This window comes from Rhizorhabdus wittichii (assembly GCF_017607425.1).
GTDB classification, from domain to species: Bacteria; Pseudomonadota; Alphaproteobacteria; order Sphingomonadales; family Sphingomonadaceae; genus Rhizorhabdus; species Rhizorhabdus wittichii.
Genome location: NZ_CP059320.1, coordinates 154,425 through 173,968 on the forward strand (window position 1 = coordinate 154,425; position 19,544 = coordinate 173,968).

20 protein-coding genes are annotated in these 19,544 nt (G+C 63.3%); 1 reads left to right on the forward strand and 19 read right to left on the reverse strand.

Annotation, left to right across the window (positions count from 1 at the left end):
- Positions 1–6 precede the first annotated feature (6 nt).
- The 19 genes from HRJ34_RS28205 to HRJ34_RS28295 form a co-directional block, all read right to left on the reverse strand.
- Positions 7–2,808, reverse strand: a complete 2,802-nt coding sequence (locus tag HRJ34_RS28205) for a conjugal transfer protein TraG N-terminal domain-containing protein (RefSeq protein WP_208634482.1) — start codon at positions 2,806–2,808, stop codon at positions 7–9.
- Positions 2,809–2,827: 19 nt separating this feature from the next.
- Entirely contained in the window at positions 2,828–4,282 is a 1,455-nt protein-coding gene (locus tag HRJ34_RS28210) for a conjugal transfer protein TraH (RefSeq protein WP_208634483.1), read from the reverse strand.
- A complete protein-coding gene (locus tag HRJ34_RS28215; protein ID WP_208634606.1) occupies positions 4,282–5,055 on the reverse strand; it encodes a conjugal transfer protein TraF in 774 nt (257 codons plus the stop codon). The genes HRJ34_RS28210 and HRJ34_RS28215 overlap by 1 nt, the downstream gene beginning before the upstream one ends.
- Positions 5,056–5,170: 115 nt before the next feature.
- Positions 5,171–7,012, reverse strand: a complete 1,842-nt coding sequence (locus HRJ34_RS28220) for a conjugal transfer protein TraN (protein WP_208634607.1) — start codon at positions 7,010–7,012, stop codon at positions 5,171–5,173.
- Between the two features lie 29 nt (positions 7,013–7,041).
- The gene (gene trbC / locus HRJ34_RS28225; RefSeq protein ID WP_208634484.1) at positions 7,042–7,791 is read right to left on the reverse strand and encodes a type-F conjugative transfer system pilin assembly protein TrbC; all 750 of its coding nucleotides are present in this window, start codon (positions 7,789–7,791) and stop codon (positions 7,042–7,044) included.
- Between the two features lie 10 nt (positions 7,792–7,801).
- Positions 7,802–8,815 carry a conjugal transfer pilus assembly protein TraU gene (traU, locus tag HRJ34_RS28230; protein WP_208634485.1) on the reverse strand — a complete coding sequence of 338 codons (1,014 nt, stop codon included), beginning with the start codon at positions 8,813–8,815 and terminating at the stop codon, positions 7,802–7,804.
- Complete coding sequence (locus tag HRJ34_RS28235) at positions 8,812–9,087, reverse strand: hypothetical protein (RefSeq protein WP_208634486.1); 276 nt, start codon at positions 9,085–9,087, stop codon at positions 8,812–8,814. Before HRJ34_RS28235 ends, traU begins: the two co-directional genes overlap by 4 nt.
- Positions 9,087–9,713 carry a type-F conjugative transfer system protein TraW gene (gene traW / locus HRJ34_RS28240; RefSeq protein WP_208634487.1) on the reverse strand — a complete coding sequence of 209 codons (627 nt, stop codon included), beginning with the start codon at positions 9,711–9,713 and terminating at the stop codon, positions 9,087–9,089. Before traW ends, HRJ34_RS28235 begins: the two co-directional genes overlap by 1 nt.
- A 17-nt stretch (positions 9,714–9,730) precedes the next feature.
- Positions 9,731–10,252, reverse strand: coding sequence for a S26 family signal peptidase (locus tag HRJ34_RS28245; RefSeq protein ID WP_208634488.1), 522 nt, complete (start codon positions 10,250–10,252; stop codon positions 9,731–9,733).
- Positions 10,236–10,805, reverse strand: a complete 570-nt coding sequence (locus HRJ34_RS28250; RefSeq protein ID WP_208634489.1) for a type-F conjugative transfer system protein TrbI — start codon at positions 10,803–10,805, stop codon at positions 10,236–10,238. Before HRJ34_RS28250 ends, HRJ34_RS28245 begins: the two co-directional genes overlap by 17 nt.
- Entirely contained in the window at positions 10,802–11,041 is a 240-nt protein-coding gene (locus HRJ34_RS28255) for a hypothetical protein (RefSeq protein WP_006952526.1), read from the reverse strand. Before HRJ34_RS28255 ends, HRJ34_RS28250 begins: the two co-directional genes overlap by 4 nt.
- A 122-nt stretch (positions 11,042–11,163) precedes the next feature.
- Positions 11,164–13,749 carry a type IV secretion system protein TraC gene (gene traC, locus HRJ34_RS28260; RefSeq protein ID WP_208634490.1) on the reverse strand — a complete coding sequence of 862 codons (2,586 nt, stop codon included), beginning with the start codon at positions 13,747–13,749 and terminating at the stop codon, positions 11,164–11,166.
- Positions 13,749–14,510, reverse strand: a complete 762-nt coding sequence (locus HRJ34_RS28265) for a hypothetical protein (protein ID WP_208634491.1) — start codon at positions 14,508–14,510, stop codon at positions 13,749–13,751. Before HRJ34_RS28265 ends, traC begins: the two co-directional genes overlap by 1 nt.
- A complete protein-coding gene (locus HRJ34_RS28270) occupies positions 14,510–15,382 on the reverse strand; it encodes a DsbC family protein (RefSeq protein ID WP_208634492.1) in 873 nt (290 codons plus the stop codon). The genes HRJ34_RS28265 and HRJ34_RS28270 overlap by 1 nt, the downstream gene beginning before the upstream one ends.
- Entirely contained in the window at positions 15,369–16,667 is a 1,299-nt protein-coding gene (locus HRJ34_RS28275) for a TrbI/VirB10 family protein (RefSeq protein WP_208634493.1), read from the reverse strand. The genes HRJ34_RS28270 and HRJ34_RS28275 overlap by 14 nt, the downstream gene beginning before the upstream one ends.
- Complete coding sequence (locus HRJ34_RS28280; RefSeq protein WP_208634494.1) at positions 16,664–17,467, reverse strand: type-F conjugative transfer system secretin TraK; 804 nt, start codon at positions 17,465–17,467, stop codon at positions 16,664–16,666. The genes HRJ34_RS28275 and HRJ34_RS28280 overlap by 4 nt, the downstream gene beginning before the upstream one ends.
- A complete protein-coding gene (locus tag HRJ34_RS28285; RefSeq protein WP_208634495.1) occupies positions 17,467–18,033 on the reverse strand; it encodes a type IV conjugative transfer system protein TraE in 567 nt (188 codons plus the stop codon). The genes HRJ34_RS28280 and HRJ34_RS28285 overlap by 1 nt, the downstream gene beginning before the upstream one ends.
- Before the next feature lies 1 nt (position 18,034).
- A complete protein-coding gene (gene traL, locus HRJ34_RS28290; protein WP_006960957.1) occupies positions 18,035–18,325 on the reverse strand; it encodes a type IV conjugative transfer system protein TraL in 291 nt (96 codons plus the stop codon).
- A gap of 63 nt (positions 18,326–18,388) precedes the next feature.
- Complete coding sequence (locus tag HRJ34_RS28295; protein ID WP_208634496.1) at positions 18,389–18,709, reverse strand: TrbC/VirB2 family protein; 321 nt, start codon at positions 18,707–18,709, stop codon at positions 18,389–18,391.
- Between the two features lie 326 nt (positions 18,710–19,035).
- Here HRJ34_RS28295 and HRJ34_RS28300 point away from each other — a divergent pair, with 326 nt between their 5' ends.
- A complete protein-coding gene (locus HRJ34_RS28300; RefSeq protein WP_208634497.1) occupies positions 19,036–19,458 on the forward strand; it encodes a hypothetical protein in 423 nt (140 codons plus the stop codon).
- Positions 19,459–19,544: the final 86 nt, after the last annotated feature.

Sequence of the window (19,544 nt, forward strand, 5' to 3'; positions counted from 1 at the left end):
CATTCGTTAGTCGCGTAGTTTAGGATCGTTGAAAAAGCCGACATTGTGACTGTCCGACACTTCCGACCTTGCACGCGAACCTCCTTGCCTGTTGACCGCCCTTCCTGTCTGTGCGGCGGCGCGACCTTCATCGATCTCCTTGCGACCTTGATCGATGATCGCCGCAGCCGCACCGGGATCGTTTCCGCCTCCCGGGCCCGAGGGTCGCCGGCCACCTCCTGAAGGTGTGTAGTGACCGCGAACATCGCTTTCTAACGCGACATCGGGACGCTGAACGGACACCAAGTTCGGCTCCTGAATCTCTGACCGAATCTCCTCACGAATGGTCTCGAGGCGATCGTCCATCCACCTTTCGATCATCGCGCCGCGCGTCGCGCGATCGTGCGCTGACAAGTCAGTGGCCCAGAGGTCAGGGACATTGATCGCCGGATTGCGCGCCTGCTCTGCGCGATACCATTGGGCCAGATCCTGGCTCAGGTTCTCGCTGAGATTGAGCCCATGCGACTCCGCGTAGCTGGCGTCACGCGACAGCGACTGGGCGATCTCGTCGAGCTTCTCGGCCGACCGCTGGTAGGACTGGGCCAGGGCAAGGCTCTCTTCGGAAATCCTCGCGCTTGAGTCCGTGATCGAAGACCGACTGAAACTGCCCGATCGATCGTAGGTGCCGACGGACTCGCTGGCGCTGTTCCCACTCGCATGATCATCACGGAAGCTGCTGGATGCCGAGCTACGATCCTCGCTGGAGATATTGCGGTTGGTCGAGTGGCTCAAATCTGATTGCTGCGTTCCGCGCGCGGAGGTGCTCGCTCCCAACGAGCCAGAAAACGGACCACCGCTACCGCCACCAGCCCGCCCGCGCCCCCCTAGTCCAGCACCGGCCTGACCTTCGACCGATTGCTGAACTATGGCTTGCCGCCCCCTGTTGTTCGCCACCGAGAAGCGATCGCTATCTGTGTTAGACTGCTCGATGCCTTCCGACGTATTCGCGGTTCGGCGATCGAAACGATCGACGGATGTGGCAGACTGCGACCCGCTGGCACTTTCAACGCCGGAGGTCGTTTCGCTGGAGCGCGTGTGAACCGATGCGTCCCGATCGGTGGCGGTGAGGAGAGTGCTTGCGGTATTGCGATAAGACTCCGCCTGCCGCCTTGCCTCGGAGGCAACTTCGCGCATCTCGGCGACGCTGTTCGTCGACATGGTCGGCGTGAACGCGAGCCGCGAGATTGCCCCTGTCGTGTCGATGACTTCCTGGCCGTTGCCATAGCTCGAGATGATCGCTCCGTTGTCGGCGCGGTAATCCAATCTCGGAATGCCGGCCATGTAGCTCGGCGCCGTCGACCACTGATCGGACTGACGCATATTGGCCGAGCTGTTGGCGTAGCTGACATTTCCGTATGAGTAGTTCCCTGTCGTCTGCTCAAGCGCCGACGCTTCGGCCGCATTTTGAGCGGGGGCCAGCATCGCCATCGAATGGCTCGCGATCCCCATCGCGCCGCGTGCCATTCCCGCCGCGAGGAATGGCACGCTCATCAGGAGGAATCCCGCGATCGTCGCAGTTTCCTCATTGACCGCTCCGATGCCGGCATAAGTCGAGAGCGTCACGCCGCTGGGCGCCATCGCCGTGGCCGAGCCGGTTGCACGGCTCATGATGATCATGTGCAGCACGACATAGAGTGGACCCCAGGCGGCGAGATAGAAGAATCCCGCCGTGTATCCTTTGAGGGTCGGCACGCCGGTTCGCGGCATGAGGAACAGCGGAAAGATGACCGGGAACATCGCGAAGAAGACGACGGTCAGCACGATGTTGAGAATAGGAACCCAGCTCATTGCCTGCTGCGCGATCGAGCCATAGGTGTTTCGCGCCTGGATATCGGCTCGTGTCATGGCGAAGGTGTCAATCGCCGCCGCGCCGGTACTCCCCGACATCGAATTGCGCGCCTGCATGAAAGCGTTGATCGCAGTGCTCTGCCGCAGGATGCTCACATGACCGCCCGCGGTTCCGGTGAATGCGTGGTTGATCACCGGCACGTCGTCGCGCAGCTTCTGGGCGGCCAGCGCATTGCTGAGCTTGGGGTAGAGTTCCTTGCCCCAGATCGGCAGGTTGGCCTCGATCATCGGCGTCCACTGCGCGTCAAGTGCCGCATAGGCGTCGCTGCAGGTGCGAATGTGGCTCTCGACGCCGCCGCCGGAAATACGTGTAATCCAGATCTGCGACCGCGCGGGCGAACCGGGTCCGATCGCCGCCCACAGGTCCGGCGCATTGGCAAGGTCGGTCATCGACTTGAAGCCGAGCATCACGTCATAGAAGACGCATGCCTTGAAATGCTCCTCAAGGTTGGTCGAAAACTCGGCATCGCGGATACGCAGGTTGCGCGTCGCATCGAACAGCCGCGCGCCATAGACCATGCCGTTGGTCGTATAATTAAGCGATGTCGGCATGACGAACACCGTCTCGGCGGTGCGGGTCAAATAGTCGCCTACCTGGCTTGTGAAGCTGGCGATCACCCCGAGCCCGATTGGAACATTGTCGATCGTCGCCGGAGCCAGCGAGGGATTGAGGCGGTCCGTCACCTTGATGCCGACGGTGGGCACCATCAGGCACATGTAGATCGCGGTGGCCTGCAGGAACCAGTTCAGCCAGGCGCGCCAGTCGAGGTTGAACGCCACCACCAGCAGGGAATAGATGAGGCCCATCACCATGACGACGCGCAGCATTGACCGGTAGCCGCCTCCTCCAGCCCAGGCCGCAACCGCGTTGAACGTGTTGACGATGTATTCGCCGCCGCCGATCGTGAAGACCTCGAGCATGGCCGGCCTTCCTTTCCCGCTATTGGAGACCCTGCGCGCTGAGCCCGCGGGAGAAGTTGAGCGCCGCCGACATCCCCGGCGTCATTGTGTTCTGCAGCGTCGATTCCAGCATGATCGAGCGGTCGATGATCTGCATGGTCACCTGCAGTTTCTGATCGAGCCGCACGCCGCGCTGCTGAAACTTCTGGCGCGTGGCCGCGATCTGCTGGCGCCACTGTGCCGCGGTTTCCTGATCGAAGGTCTGATAGTGGATTTTCGCCTGCTCGACGCGATCGAGCATGTTGTCGATCATGGCATTGAGGATGTCGACCGATACGATCTCGGCGAGCGTCTGGATCTCACCATCGGTCAGCGTGTAGCGCGCGGCCGACTGCACCGCGAGGATCTTGAAGAGTGGGATGCTCGACATATTGAGCAATTGCTTCTCGGCTGCATCGATCGCCACATCCGTGCGAATCTTCGTCGCGATATCCTTGATCATTGCGGCGATGCGCGGGCGCAACGCAGCACTTTCGGGGATCGTGAGGGTCTGGGTCGAGATGTTGAGACATAGCGTCTCTTCATCGCAGCGCAGGATGTTGACCGTCGCGCCGCCCGCGGTGCCGTCGAGCAGGGCCGTGACCACGGCCTCCTCTGCCGGCCCCATCATCGTCACCTGACCGCCAACGCTCGGATCGGTCGAGGGCCGCGTCACGACCGTGCCGACGAGCGTCATGATATATTCGCTGAATTCCTTGTCGAACGCGCCGAACTTTTGCGACTTGCGGAGCGCCTCCCAGGTATAATTGTGCGGCTCACCGACCAATTGATCCTTCATCGCAGGATCGTTGTTCGCCGCGATTGTCGAATCCCGACGATTGCCGTTGTTGCAATTCTGCCGGGCCGATGCCCAATCCGAGAAGATGCCCTGGCTGTTCCCAACAGCTTCACAGATCGTCGCGCGCGTCGTGTCCATCTGCGGCCAAATCCCGCCGACGAGCGCCTGCGCGGTTTCGCACGAGCTGATGTTCATCTGGTTGAGGAGCTGCGCCTTCTGCGCGAACTCATCCATGACCTTGCCGATTTCCGGGCTGATGGAATCGATCGCCAACTTGAACGCAAAGCCCAGCGCATTGTTGGCCGTCGCCTTCAGCATCGCGACGATCTCGGCGGTGTTGATGAAGGAGAAACTGCCCGAGAACAGGTCGATGCCGCCGCAACCCGCCCTTGCCGAGGGCAGCTGGAGATTGAACGGCGACACCGATTTCTGAGGAAAGCGTGTCCAGAGATTCCCTAGCGAGTAGTAACCCGCCGACTGGCCCTCGAAGGCGCTGGGGCCAGTGACGTTGGCGGCGCCGCCCGCGTCGTTGAAGAAAGCGTTCATTTCGCTCGCGACGCCCGCCTGCGCTGATGGCGTGATCGCGAGGTTGAGCGTAGCGAGCAGGGCGACCGTGGACGTGGCGGAGCGGATTGCCGATCGAATGGAGCGTCGCATCAGAAGTCACTCCCGACTGCGGTGTTGGTAAGGGTGAAGATACGGTCCATGATCTCGTCGGCCGACAAGATGCCGTAGCCCACCGGAAGCGTTCGCTTCGTCACGGTATCGAACAGCACCAGAGCCGGCGTTTCCCGACCGGGAATCCCCATGCGCTCGCGCTGGCCGCTGTCGACGAGATAGTTGGGGAAATCCTTTGAAGGACCGCCATCCATCGAAACGGCCATCACCGTCAGGCGATGGCTATCCGCAACCGAACGCAGGATCGGGCCGGCGACGTCGCACGCCGCGCAGCTCTGCGCATAGAAGTAGAAGAGGCCATAACGCTCGCCGAGGCGAGTGAGCACTGCGTCCCGGTCCGCCTTGCGATTGTCGATCCACAGCCGCTTGCCCAGGGTCGATACCGGGCGTTGCAAGGTGTAGTCCATATCCGGATTTTGCCAGAGCGCGCGCTGCCACACGTCGGAAAAGGTCGAGGCCCGATCAAGCTGTTCGCGCTGGAAACGGACATAGGCGATCACATTCTCTTCGCTGGGATCGAGAATCGCCCGCGCCTTGAGCTCATTGAGCGTGGCCCTGACCGCCGCGAGCCGCTGCGTCGCGGGCTCGGCAGGCGGCGGAGAGTTTTCCTTCGGGATGCGGCGCGAAGGATCGCAATAGAACCAGGTGCCAAGGCGCCGCTCTCCGCAATAGAAGGGATCGCCTGCTGCCTGGCCCGCCCCCTCCTGCGCGTCCGCTGACGACGATATGAGCGAAAGTGCCGCGGCCGCCATCGCGAGCGCCGCCAGCACGAACGGCGTGCTGCGTCTCGTATGCCTTTTCGCTTCACGAGAGACGGAACCACGGCGCCAGAGGGACACCGGGTTGAACGCGGGCCGATGCGGCACGTCAGCCGCCGCCGGGAGCGGATCGGGCATAATATTCCTCTATCTTCTTTTGGATGTCGGACATCGTCTGCACTTCATCGGGCAGTTTCGCGGCGTCGATGAACTCGGCGTAGACTTCGGTGAAATCCATCTTGGACAGGTCGAGACTAGCGAATTCGTGGATCGAGAATCCCCGGCATTGCTCCGTCTTCGGCTTGCCCCAAGGCTTGCCGAGCTGGATGCGGCCTTGCTCCTGGATGATCCGCGAAAGCTTGCTCTCGAAGCAACAATAGGCCGTTCGCCTGGTCTTGCAGATGCCGAGAAAGCTGCTCGAACAGTAAGTTCCGACCTTGTGGCAGAAACCCATGCGGTCCTTGATGTCGAGCATCTTCTCGGAGGTTGAACAGGCGAAGAGCGTGAGGAACGGCGTCGCCAGAGCGGCAATGGCAGCCGGTCCACCGGCGAGCGCGGCCGCTCCGGCGCCAACCGTGAGCAGGCCCGACACCTTGCCGGCGCAGCAATTGATGAGCCCAAACACCGGCTTATGGCAGGTGTCGCGCTCGCCGCTGAACACTGTCAGCTCATCGGGATTGAACTCGTTATTCGCCTGGCCGAGCGCATGGAGCGCGACCAGCGCGTCCTTCAGCTCGGTCGAAGCCTCGCGCTGGATTGTCTCGCACTCGCCATTGAGGCAGTAAACGTCGTCACCGCAGATATATTGCTTTTCGTCGGCGTCGCCGCCCGAACCCGGCACCGGACAGCGGTAAACGCGTTCGCGCACCTCGCAGCCCGGAGAGCTGTCGTCGTCGTCCAGGCATTCCTCGCGCACGAAGCTGCATTGGGCATTGGCCTCGAGAGACGAACAGTCGTTGCCCGCGGAAGCAGTGTGGCAGAGGTAACTCCGCGTCCACGCCCAGCACGGTTGCGTCACCGGCACCCCGTCGATGATCCGCGTCACCGGATCGCTCGAGGTGCAGGCCTCTTCCGGTTCGATGCACATCCTGTCACCAGCCAGTGAGGCACAGGCCGATTCATTGCGTGTTGACGTTACCGTGGACGCCTCTACATCCTTCGACAGCCAGTATTCGCCCGTGGCGAGAACAATGCCCGGGTGGTAGTAGCCCGGTATGATGCCTTGTGCCGGCCTACTGCATTTCAGCTCGTAGGCCGTATGGCCCAGTGAGGGGCATGAGGGCGCTGGCGTAAAGCCGAACGGCCCGAAATTGCTGCAATAGTCGATCGCCCGCGTTTCCTGGCAGATTCCGCTCGCGACCTCGTCGTCGAACGCGGCCCGCGCGGGATAGACGCCGCCGTCCGTTGGCATCGTGCTCATGCGTCCGGCCCAATAGGTATAGGTCTCGCGCTTCTCGACCACGACGTTCAGGGGAATCGTGCAGGAGCGCCTTTGCTCCGTGAGCTTGGTGCCGACATTGCAGCTGGTTTCATACCAGCCCTCGGGCATCTGGCTCGGTGGCAGCGGCATGCAGCTCCCCTGCCCCCCGCTGATGTCCTCGCCGTCGAGATAGGCTTGGGGATCATCCTCGATCGCACGCCCGCGTGCGATGTCGGCCTTGATTTCGGCCGCATCGAATTTGGGCCGGACACGATCCCCCTCGACGATCGTATTATAGCCTTCATGCGATGAGGTCTGCGCCGATGCATCGGACACCATCTTGTCCGGATCGTTGAAATAGGTGGACTGCGGAAGCGTCGTTCCCTGATAGCCCGGCACCTCAAAAGCCTGGCCATCCGTGGTCGGAACCAGCGTTCCGTCCTGACGGAACGCCTCGGCCATTGCCTTGCCCTCAGCTCGCGCATCAGCCGTCGTCTCCTGCGCCAGCGCCGATTGGGCGCTCACGAGCATGGCCACCGCAAATATGGCGAGGCCGCGCCTCACGGCTGCGTCTTCCGAAGATTACCGAGCGCGACCGCCGCGACCTTCGCCCCGGGGCCGCTGCCATCGGCGAATGAAGCGAGCGCATATTCCACCGTGACATTGCCGGTCAGCCGGTCATTGGGCGGAACCACCGTCTTGCAGCGGAAGCCTTCACAGAGGTCGAAATCTGAGCCGACCACGATATAGGTCGGGACGGCCTGGATCTCGAATGCCCGGAACAGACGCGGATCGATCCCAATGCTGGCATAATCCGCCTTGTCCTCGACAAGCCGCGCGATCGCGGATTGGAACGCTTTCATCGAATTGTCCGGAAAGCCCCGGAACACCACGACACCGCCTGCGCGTGAGACGTCAGCGATCATCCGCTTCAAGGATTCCTCAGGCATCGACAGGCTCGCAAAGGCGATGAACTGCGGCGCCTGCCCGCGCGGCGCGTCGAGATTGCCGACCGCGCCCGCCACCAGTTCGTCAAAATCGACAACACCTTTGGGCCCGGTGGGCAGAGCGGCGGGCGAGAGGCGCTTCAGGTTATTGCGCCCCCCATCGGCCGTCTTTGTCGCTTCCTCGCGCAGCGCGTCGCCGCGATCCTTTACATGCGCGACGAAGGCCTCGGCATCATCGGCCATGGCGGCAGCCCGAGCCTTGATCGCCTGAACGTCGATATCGTCGGCCGACTGCGCCCACAGCGCGGCGCCGCCGGCGAGGCTTGCCAGAGCGATCGATGCGATCAGGATGGCGCGACGCATCGTTTCCTCCCTACAACATGCAGCAGTTGCGTTTGCGCCAGACCAGGTAACCCATGTCCTCGCCTGCGGCGGGGTAGGCGCGTCCGGCGTCGGGCGGCATGGTCGAGGCCCCTACGGCCGAGCAGGCGTACCGTCCCGAGACTGTCGGGATCGGATTCGTCATCTGGAACCGGTATTGCTGCTTGCGCATGATCGGCATCAGATATTTGTTGCACAGGCCCTTCGAGCCCATCGTGCCCCAGGCAAGCCCCATGCGGTGCATCTTGTAGGCGAAGCGCGAGAGCGCGAGCCGCGAGGACTGCACATGGCCGATATGCGAAGGGATATTGCCGTTAAGCGGGTACATCGTACCCTGGCATCCCGCGCACCAGAATAGCGAGTCCAGCGGGAGGCCGACCGTCCCCGTCACGCAATCGCCAGCGCAGGCAGCGACCGCGAGCGGATTGGCGAACACCACCGCCTCGGGGTTGATGAGCGCGGTCAGCGTATCGTCCTGCCACAGCGGATCGATCTCGGTCATATAGGCGATATCGAATGACGCCTGCTCGAAGCAAAGGAAATCGGTGAGGATCTCCATCCAGTAGAGCAAGGGATAGACATACCAGTGGACATGCCACTTGGCGGTGTTCTGGCTCTTGCCTCCCACTTGGCTCGGCCCTGCCAGCATGCCTTGGCCGATGTCGAAGCCGGGGGCGATCTTCTTGCCGCCGAGATTGACGAAGCACCACGGCTTCATCGTCACGTCCGCGAGCCGGACCGGCTCCCAGAAGCCGACCGCAATGCCGATGCGCGGGAGCGGGTCTGCGCAAGCGCAGATTGGCGACGCTGGATTGTTCGTATCAGGGCGGCCGCTCGGCCAGATCTTGAGGCCTCCCACCGACAGCGGGAACAGGCACGACCAGCAGACGTCGGTTACCGGATTGACGAATTTGCCCGAGCATCCGACTGCCTCCGCGCGGCCCGGAAGGAGCGCGAGCGAGCCGAACAGCGCAAGCACAGCGGCGAGAAGGCGGAGCGGCCTCATGGTTCGCCCTCCCCTTGCCGCCCGACAATCCACGCGTCATCGGCCGCATTTTTCGCCCGGAAATAGCGGATGCCGCAGACGAGCACGGCCAACAGCAATGCGGCGCACAGCAGTCCGACGCTGGGTCCAAAGGCGGCGCGCAACGGTTGCAGGCAGAAAATCGAGACTGCGAGTGCAACGCACAGGAACTGCCAGAGGTGACGCTTGCGGCGAAGCCCTTTCGTCTCGGGGGCCGCCATGGGCGTGCGCAGCATGTCGAACCAAAGGGGCATCATTTTGCCTCCCGACGGGGCAGAACATGCTCGCTCACCTGCATGACCTTGCCAGCCTGGTTCACGACCGCCGGCGTATGGCGAATGCCGAACCTCTCGGTCAGCACACCATTCTGATCGAAATAAAAGCGGCGCTTGCGGTTGGTCATCTCGTCGATCGGCGAGCCCGCGACGAGGATGATCTTGGCGTCCGTCGCGCTCCACCGCCCGGTCGCCCATGCCATCTGCCTGGCGTCGTCGCCGTCGACGAAAACAAGTGCTTGGCGCACCGTCACGAAATCGAGAGGGTTCACGCGCTGCCCTGCGGCTGCGATGAGATTGCCCTTCTGGTCACGGATGTCGCGCTCGACGACCATCGCCGGATCAAATTGCCAGCTTCTCTCGCGGGTCGCGGGTGTGATGCCGGCGACCGGCTTCGGCCGACGCACGGATTGCTCGACGCGGCGCGCGAACTGTTGATTGAGCGCGTCGATCTGGCCCGATGACTGGAGCCGGGCCAAGCGGGCCTCGATCGTCGCCAGCAGGTCGGGTTCGATGATCGGAAAGGCTTGCGCCTGCGTTCCATAGTCGCGCGCCTGGGTGGACGCTGTGGCGCCGACGGCGATGAGAAGGCCTGTCCCGACCATGCGAAGGACGGGAGCCCTCACAGCACCGCCTCCCCGGTGCCGAGAATTTGCGGGCCGCAGATGAACCCGATTTCACCGTAGCGGCTATCAAAGCTGTCGGGATGCGGAGTACCCACGAAATAGCAGCCCTCCGGCACCGTGCCGATCGGCCCGGGTGTCAGCTTCTCGCCCCGCCGCGTCACTTGCTTCATCGTGCCCACGAGGCGCCCGTTCACCAGCACTTCTGCGCCTCGATGTTCGACGGTGTCGCCGGCCATGCCATAGACGATCTTGCCGAACGCGCCTGGGTTCTCGCCGAAATGCGCGCGCACGAGCGCGTTCGCGGGCGGGACGAAGAAGAGATAATCGCCGCGCTTGGGTGCCCTGCCCCGATCGATGGTGAAGGCCCAGTTGGGCAGGGATTCAGAAGCGTTGATGAATAGTGCGTGGTCCTCACGCCAGGACGACAGCGCGCTCGCGGCGATGCCGCCAATCCCAATGAGGCCGAGCAGCAGCCAGCGCTGCCTGACCGGTCCGCGGGTTTCAGTTGGCCGGGCCATCGGGCGCGCTCCCGAAAGGTGAGGCCGTTGTGGGTCCGGTTTGCGGTGCAGCCGGTCCGGGAGCGGGAGAGCCACCACCTATCCTGGCCTGGAGTTCGGCGGGAGAGGCAGGACGCGGAATTGCGATGCCGCTCGCATAAACCGCCCTTCGCACTTCATCGGTGATATCCGGGACATTGCGCGTGAGGACCGCTTCCGCGACCAGAACCGTCTCACCCTTGGCGGCGCGCGCAGCCATCTGGCCATCGAGCGATGCCATGAAGGCACGCATCTCGTGCTCGACCTGCTCGGGCGGCGACGCGCTACGGGCCTGCGCCTGGATATACTCGCCGACAAGACCGGACAGCTTTACCGCCACGATGCGCTGTTGCGCTGGCGGTGAGAGCAAGGAGCGCGTTACCCACATACCCCAGGCGAGAGTGGCAAGGAGGATCGCCAGGGCTGCGAGCTGCAGCACCGAAAGACCTGCAAACGCGGCTCGGCGCTTGCGCGGCTGCTCAGTGCCGGCAGGGCGTGGGAGATCGAGCTCAGGTTCGCGTGAAAGATCGGTCATGTTGTCTCTCCCCCCGACGACCCGGATTGCCGCAGGTTATGCCAGCGGAGCACGCCCACGATCAGGAACAGAACGGCAGTCAGGCCGACCAGCAGCAGTTGGAACGAGCCTTGCCGCCGTGCACCGGCCTCGAGATAGCGCGCCGAAAGATTGTTCAGCTGGAGGAAGAAACCATCGAAGCTGAGATTGCCGAGCAAAGCCAGGAAGCAGATGAACAGGCCGAGGACGACGAGCATGTTGGTCGCAGCCCATCCCGCTGTGCGAAGCCCATGATAAATCAGCGCTTGCCAGTTCAATGCACGGCGACGCCGCGGAGGACGGTGGCGGTGCAGCACGATGCGTCCGGGGACAGGCATGGCTATTCCGCTGCGAGCGGAACCCCGCCGCTCGCCTCCTGTCCGTTTGCTTCGGTCGCCGGTTCTAGCAACCGTTCGATTGCTTCCTCGATCGTGAGGCCATCGCGCACGCCTGCCTCGATCGCCGCGAAGGTGCGGGGGCTCGACGAATAGACCGCGGCCGAGAAGGGATCGAGTACGAGCCGGCCCAGCGCCAGCGTGTCCGGGCCTTTGATCATGATGTCGGAATATTCCGTGCCGTTGCGTTTCAACGAGCGGAGCAGCGCGTCAGTATGGCCATCCATGTCGAAGCGGTCGTGCTTCTTGAAATCGGCGATGGTTTCCGGCTTCTGCTGAAGGATGACGAACCAGTCGCTGTTTTCGAGCGCGGCCTTTGATCCGTCCGACTTGTAATAGTCGTTGAGCGATTGGGTCGCGGTGATGAGCGACGCGCCATATTTACGGCACGTCCGGCTGTAGGTCTCGATGAAATCGGCCATGGCGCCGCCACGCAGCATCTGCCAGGCTTCGTCGAGGAGCAGCGCCTTGGGGATCGCGCGGTCGATCCGGCGCATCGCCTGGGAAGACATGAACATGATCGCGGTCAGCACGACCGAACGCAGCTCCTCGCGCGACGCGAGGTCGGAAAGCTCGAATACGGTGAAATCGGCCTCGAGCTGGAAGCTCACATCGCCACTGAAAAAGCGGCCATAGGTGCCTGCGCTCGAGAATGGGCGCATGGCGATGGCGAGATCTCCGGCAAGCATGTTGCCGGTGGCATCGAGCGCGGCGATCACATCGTCGATGCTGCCCGCCCTGCCCTTCTCGTTCCAGATCTGGTTGACCGCCCCATCGATCAGCCCCCGCTCGGTATCGTTCAGCCGGTCCATGTGGCGGGCCATCTGCGCGACGATCGCCTTCAGCATCGCCATGCAATCGAGCAGATAGTCCTCGTCCTCCTCCGCCCGCGCGCCGTCGATCATGGCAAAGGGATTGAGGCAGAAGCCCGAGCCAAGCGTGAACTCGACGAACGCCCCGCCCTGGAGTCTCGCAGAATGTTCGAACGAACGTCCGTCGTCGATCACCACCACTTTCGCCCCGGCGCCGCATAGCGATGCGCACAGTTCCTGAAGCGCAACCGACTTGCCCGAGCCCGACTTGCCGAACACTGCGACATTATGATTGCCGGCGGCGTTCTCGAAAGGTGACCAGAAGAAGGGCTGTCCGCGCCGGCCGACCAGCAGGAGATGCGGGATCGGACCGCCCAGATACTCCCCCTGCAGCGGTGCAAGATTGCAGGCCGTGGTCGTAAGCATGGTGCGCATGCGCTTCATGCGTTCGAGATCGCGGGCGAGACCGTCGGCAAGCGTGAACGGCATAGCGCAGAGCAGGCCCATGATCTGCAGGTAGCGATCGTCGTGGAGATCCCAGCCCGCTGCCCGATAAACGGACTTCACAATACGCTCATGAGCGTCGCCTTGCCCCTTGGGCGAGAACGAGGTCAGCGAGTAGAAGCAACGCACGAGCTTGCGACCCTGGCGGAGCTCATCCTGGACATACTGCCATTCGCGCGACTGCTCGCGCAGCTGCGGCAGGAAGCGTGCTGACTTGGAATCGGCGAGGCTGGTGGTCCGCATGAACTTGTAGCCCGCCTTGCTCGCGGACGCCTGTTCATCGGGATATTGAAGACAAAGCACGGTTGCGACCGGACAGGGCATGCGCAGCTTGTCCGTGAACAGGTCGCCGATCAGTCTCGCCACGTCCCACGGCGCCCAGCGGTTCGGCAGGTTGCGAACGGAGAAGGAGCGCAGGTCGAACGTGTCGGGATAGATTTCGCCGATCTCGGGCGCGCCATCGACATCCGCACCCGTCGGACGGAAGCGCTCGGTACGCAGCAGGAGCCGGTCGGGTTCGATCCTGAGTTCGATGTCGCGCCGGACGGCTTGGTCCGCGATCGGGTCGAACGGACTGTAGCTGGTCGGATCGTCACCCGCCGCCGTTGTCGGAGATGTCATGTCGTCAATGAGCGCGATGAGCGCGACGGGATCGAACACGCGGGTTGGCACGTCGATCGACTGGAGCGTCGAGACGAGGCCCTCTCGTACCGAAACCAGTGCGTCGGTTGTTACCGATGCGGTATCGGGGACGCTCACCGAAATCACGATACGATGATTGCGAAGATGGAAGGGGGCGTCGGCCGACAGCGACCGCCACACCCCGGCGCTCAGATAATCGGCGCGGTGTCGCGCCATGCGCTCGTAGATGCCACGCGCCCGGTAGCGGGGCACGAACCATTGCGAGACCCGGTCCCCGATCCGGGGAGACATCCAGTGTAGAATCTGGACGCAGCATTGCGCTGGGATGGCCTCCGAGAGGAACTGGGTCAGGATCTCGGCCGTCCGCTCATCTCCGCCGACCAGCGGTGCCGCCTCGATTGCGAAACCCCGCGACCCGCTATTGAAGAAAAGCGACGTTTTCTGGTCGAAGCTGCGATAGGGCAACCAGTGGGCCAGCATCGGCACGCCGAGACCCGGCGGAGGTGCATCAGGCCGCCCGTTTGCACCAAGAACGCGATCGACGATCCCGCCGAAGAGGCCCGACGCGCCCATCAATCTTCCTCCGGAGCGCCAGGGAGGCCGGGCGTGCGGACTGTGGTCGCGCCGGTCTCGCCGCCTGGCGAAGACGGAGGCGCGGGCGGGGACGCTGCAGCTGGCGCAGTGCTCGCTGGAACGGCATCCTTGGGCTTTTCCAGTACCGCCTCGACCTGGGCGCGGATCTGCTCCACCGAAACGTGCTTGCGCGCCCGTGCGGCATCGACCTGTTCCGATGTCGGCGCGTCCGGGTCGACCGTCGTTGGCATAGGGCCAGGCGAAAGCGCCGGTGCGGCGAGCGCGGCTCCCGCCAGCCCCGCCGCTGGGCGGGCTGCGGAGGGCGTATCGGTAGCCGTCGCGGACCGGCCCTCGCTCGCCGGGATCCAATCCCCGCTTTCGACCACGGCATGGATAGCGCTTGCCTCGTGGAGGCGACCAAGATCGTCGATGTAGGCAGGGAACATGATGCGCAGCAACTTCTCACCCGAACGACGCAAGGGGGCATTGACGGGCCGGGCTGCGACCGTGCCACCCATGGATGCGCATCGTCCGCCCGTGCAGCGAGACGCTGCCGGTCGAGCTTCAGGCGGCGCTTCGCCTGCCAGCAAGGCCACCGCCGCATCGTCGATGCGGGAGGTCGGCGCGCAAGTGCCGTCCGGTGCGCGGCATGAGAAGCTGCCCTTCACATTGCCATTTAGGATCGAGCAGCCGCCGAGGAGGCCAAGCGCCATGATCGGCACCGCCGCTCGAAGGTGAAAAGATATCTTCCGGGTCGACATCACCGTGCTCCCTTCAGCCAGGCGGCCAGGGTTTCCTTCGGCCGGAAGCCCTCGATCATCGCGCCATCGCTGCGCACGATGACCGGCGTGCCGGCAATGCCGTTCGCGGTTGCGAAGCGCTCATTCGCATCGAGGCCGGAGGTGTCGCAGCTGGCAGGCTCCAGTGTGTCGCCCGCATAGGCACGGCGCAGGGCGCGCGCCGGATCCTTCGCACAATAGACGAGCTCGCTCAGCGCGCGGCTTCCGAGGATTGAGATCGGGCGCTCAACGACGCGAACATTGAGTTCGGCGAGCACCCCACTGAGGGCCCGGCAATAGCTGCACGTGAAATCGCTGAACACGGTGACGGTCGGACCGGACGCTGCGCCCCACACGATCGCGCCTGACTTGGGAAGTCCGGCAAGCGATAGAATGCGGTCCGGCCGCGCGCGCATGCGCTCACCGCGCGCGGCCGCCGCCGGCGAAGCGACCGCGGGGGCTGCGAGGTCCTCGCCGTCGGTACTCCTGCTGCTGGCAGCGCCACCGAGCAGCATCGCGGGATTGAGTTCGAGAAGCCGCGCCGCCGTAAGGTCCTGGCGCGATTCCATGTCGTACACGCGCCCGATGACAAGATAGCGCGCCGAGCTGTCGACATAAAAGAGATTGCTGCCGGCGACGACCTCGCACAGGCCTCCGATCCGCGAGCAGTCGACCTTGCTGACTTCGGTTTTGGGCAGGCGGGCTTTGAGAAGCGCCGCCACCTTGTCTCCATCCGGCCAGGCGAAGCCCTTGGCGAAGGCGACGCCAGCCCCGGCCAGCAGCAACGCGCTTGCGATCAGTCCGGCGCGAACGCCGTGGCGTCGTAGCGGATGCATTGTGTCAGTTACGGACATAGGCGCCCTCCAGAAATACGATCTCGACGTCGACGCCAGTCGGCATTTCGATGACCGGCTGATATTGCTCCGCCCGCTCGATCAGATATTGCGAGACCATGTCGCCGGTCTGCGCGACGCCCTCGCCGAAGCCACCTTCGAGAATCTCGCCGGTCGAGAGCCGTTCGCGTTTTCCGTTGGTGCTGATGTTGGTGCCCGAGAGGATCGTGCTCGTATTCGCGCTGAAGCCGCGCCCGAACCCACCCACAAGGCCGGCAAGGAACGCCTGGGTCACGAGCGACCCTTCGCGGCTGACGACACGGCCGCGAACGCCGGTCTTGCCGGCAAAGGCAATGAAACCCTTTACTTCCGACACAGCGACACGGCCGCCAGGCTGCTCGCAGGTCATTTTCTGGAGTTTCACGTAGACCTTCTCGGACGATAGGTCGCCGCGCGCCGCGCCATTGACCAGGCAGCCCTCGATCCGTGTCGTCAGCACTCGTCCGTTCTGGATGACCGAACGGGCCGGGCCCGTAATGCGCAGGACCACCGGGAGCGGATCGGTCTGGCTGTTGACGCCAGCCCCCGCATCGACGCCGACGATGACACGCGCCGACGCGAAGCTGTTGGGCGGCAGGTAGTCAGGACTGTCCGAATAGACCGTGTTGCCGCGCTCGACGCGCGCGGCCCCGCCTGTCTCAAAGGCCACCACCTTCACCTGGGACACTGGCGCGGCGGCAAGAGCCGCGGTTCCGGGAGGCTGCTGATAGGTGCCCGGCGACCCCGAACCGTACATCGCGGCGGGTCCAGGCGTGGGCGTCACCGGCGGAGCGGCCCTTGCCGCGTTCACCTGCGCGCGCAGCTGCTCGTTTTCCTGCTGATAGGCGCTGAGCACCCGTTGGCCGTCGGCGGCCATCGACTGGTTCTGGCCCTGGAGGGCTGCCACCTGCTGCGCGAGCTGGTCGATCCGCTGCTGCTGCATCCCGACCGACTTCAGCTGGTTCTCGGTGGACTGGAAGCGGTTCTCCGAAGCGGCCATCCATTCCCGCTCGGACATGTTGCGGTTGACCATATCGTCGGTGGCAATCTTCACGTCCTGCGCCCCGGAGGTTCCAGCGTCGGACGCGTCGCCATCGTCGAAGATCCAGAAGGCTGATGCGATCAGGAGGGCACCGGAAGCACCGCCAAGCAGCAGGCGTTGCCTGCGGCGCACGGCCTCGTTGCCGGCAAGATCGTCACCAACCGGAGAAATGTCCGCGGCGTCGAGCGGCTTGCGCTCGCGTGAGAAAAGCGTGCGCAGGTTCATTGCCGTTCTCCGGTACGCGTGACGAGATAGGCGGTGGTCACCTGGCCGGGCGCCAGGCGTGGCTCGGCGACCGAAACGGCAACTGCGCTCGCAGGCGCTATCGTTGCGCCATCGAGTTCGACCGCCTCCTTCCCGCGATTTTCAATCCGCAGCACCCGGCCGTTGAGTTCGGCGCCGCGATACTCCGCGATCATCTGCACCCGGAGCGTACCGACCTGCACCGGACTGCGCACCGACTGGCGCATCTGGTAGCCGTCGATGACTGATTGCGAATACATCGCTTGCACCAGAGCCGCTGCCTGTTCGCGCGGTTCCACGCGGCCATGCGTCGACGCAGGAGCGCGTTCGCTCGCGATCGCCGGATTGGAGATGAACACCTGCACGGCGTCCTCGCCTGCAATGCGGCAGACGAGCTTGTAGACATAGCCGCGCTTCGATGTGGCAAAGAAGGAGAGCGAGGGCCGCGAATATCCCTCGGGAACCGAGAGATAGATATCGCCGCGCACCGGTTCGTTGACCACAGTGAAATCTTCGGCGGGATTGCCCGTCGAGACCTTGGAGACCGAGGCGAACTGGTCTTCCACGAGGCTGATGCGGGTGAGATCGCGCGACGATGCCGCACAATCGACCCGCGACCCGTCGGCAGCCATCACCGTCTGATCTGCCCATGCTGGCCCGGTAAAGGCCAGGCTCGCGCCGATCGCCAGCAGCACGGCACCTGCTCCGCGGCTCATCAGGCACCAGGACCGCGATGAAAGCGCAGTGCCTGCCGCAAGCGTGCCGATCGCCCACATGACCATCAGCTCTTCTCCCCGGGCTTGTCGGTGACCATGCCGAAGCCGACCAGCTTGAGGCTGAGCCCGGTATAGTCCCAGGTGTAACGGAACTGCCGGTTCTCGACCGAGATGACTCGGTTGCCGACGATCGTCTGCAACTCGCCTGCCACTTCGGAAACCAGCGCATTGGGATCGACCTTCATCGACTGGATCGTGAAGGTCTGCGAAATGCTCGAGCCGCGTTGCTCGTCGAGGATCTTCAGGAGTTCGCCCTTGATCGCACCTTGCGAGCCGGGATGAGTTATCTCGAGTACCTCGTTCATCCAGTATTCGAGGTTACGTGGGCTGCGGTTCAACGTGAGCACGGCGACATCGCGCGTGATCATCTCGAGATAGTCCTTCGACACCCCGGCGCTGCTCACGGTCAGGTTCGAGCGCAGGACGGGCTGGAGCACGATCTCGCGGTCACGGGTCGAAGCGATGAGGAAGAGCACGATGACGAGGGCACAGAGAAGCAGCGTGGCGAGCGCAAGGAGGTTGCGCTGTCTGAGCACCCGCTGGCCCTGAGCGTGGCTGTAGCCGAGCTCCATGTCAGCCTGCCATCAACCGAAGGTAGGAAGGTGGTGTCGCCCGGAGGCCCAGGAAGCCTGCCGGCAAATACCAGTAGGCCAGATGGATCAGCCAGGAGGCCGCGCGCCCGGACTTCGCCTTTCTCAACCCCCACCAGCCAGCAAACGCCAGAAATAGACCGATAAGGATATGCTGGGTCAGGACGCCCCACGCGAACGGAATGACCATCGCGAGGAACTCGTCCAGCGTCCAGAGCCCGATTAACTCGGGATCATCCAGATGCGCCGGAATGACGTAAGTGTCGGCCGCCATACACCACCCCCCTGTTGACCGGCGCGCCGCATGAGGCGGCGACCGGCAACGGCTGTCGGTTGATCAGATCGTCGCGGTGACCGTGGAGGTGACAATCGGAATACCGGTGCCGGCACCGACACCTACACCGACCGGGATTGCCACTTGACCGAGGCTGAAGCGGCCCGAAGCCAAGCCGACGATGCCGCCAGCGAGCGAAAGCACAGTGATGATCTTGCCGCCTGAGCCTTCGAGGAAGTCGGTGAACTTGGTAAGGGCGGTGTTGAAGGTCGTGTCCGCACCTGCATAGGCGGCGCTTGCCCAAAAGAACGTGATGAGCACCAGCGCGAGCAGCAAAAGGACTAGCTCGGCGTGGCCTGATTTCTTGATTGCGGTCTCGGTCATATCGATCCCTTTCGAGGCATTGGGAACGGCATGGTCGCCGTCCCATCGATAGAGATTTGCGAGGATCGATCGTCGGCAACAGCATCGGTTGCCGCAGGCGTAGACTTTTTTCCAACTTTGCGATGAATCGTTAATACTGTCCCGATAAGGCGGACAGGGGATACGTTGAAGCGGGACAAGCAGGTGAGCATTTCAGGACAACATGTCCGGGATTTAGGGACACGCGCGAATCAGATAATCTGCTTTGAAGCGAGTCGCTTTGTCGGGAAGGCCGATCGTTCGGCCGACACCTTGATGGAAGCGTCCATTTCGCAGGGAAGCTGAAGATGCCAGGCCGTTCCCGCAGCTATGCGCTGGACATATCGGCGGAGCTTTTCAAGCTGACCACCGAGAGCATACGGCTGCACTCGAATGAGACGCTTCGCTATCAGACACTTGCGCAGCTCCTGACGCATCGCATCAACAATCCGACTGTGGCCGAGAGCCTAGATCCCGCAGATTTACGTGAATATCTTGATGCCCTACCAACACGCGGAGACATTCGCATACATCTCAATATCTCTCGAACCAGCGCGCAGTCGCTGGTTGAAATCAAAAAGCGACTCTCGCACACAATCGGCGACACGTTGACGGTCGGCGACGCGATCGCGCTGTTGATCTATGACTACCTCGTCGAACACAGCGCAACACGCGTGCTTCCGAAACTTGGCCTTGACGACTCGGACGCCTCTGCTTCGCCAACAAGCTAATTTGCGCTTCACGAAAGGTCGGTCTTGCTCTCCGCATAAATCTCTAGACTGGTTGCATGGCTCTGCTGCACCTTGCTAGAATCAGC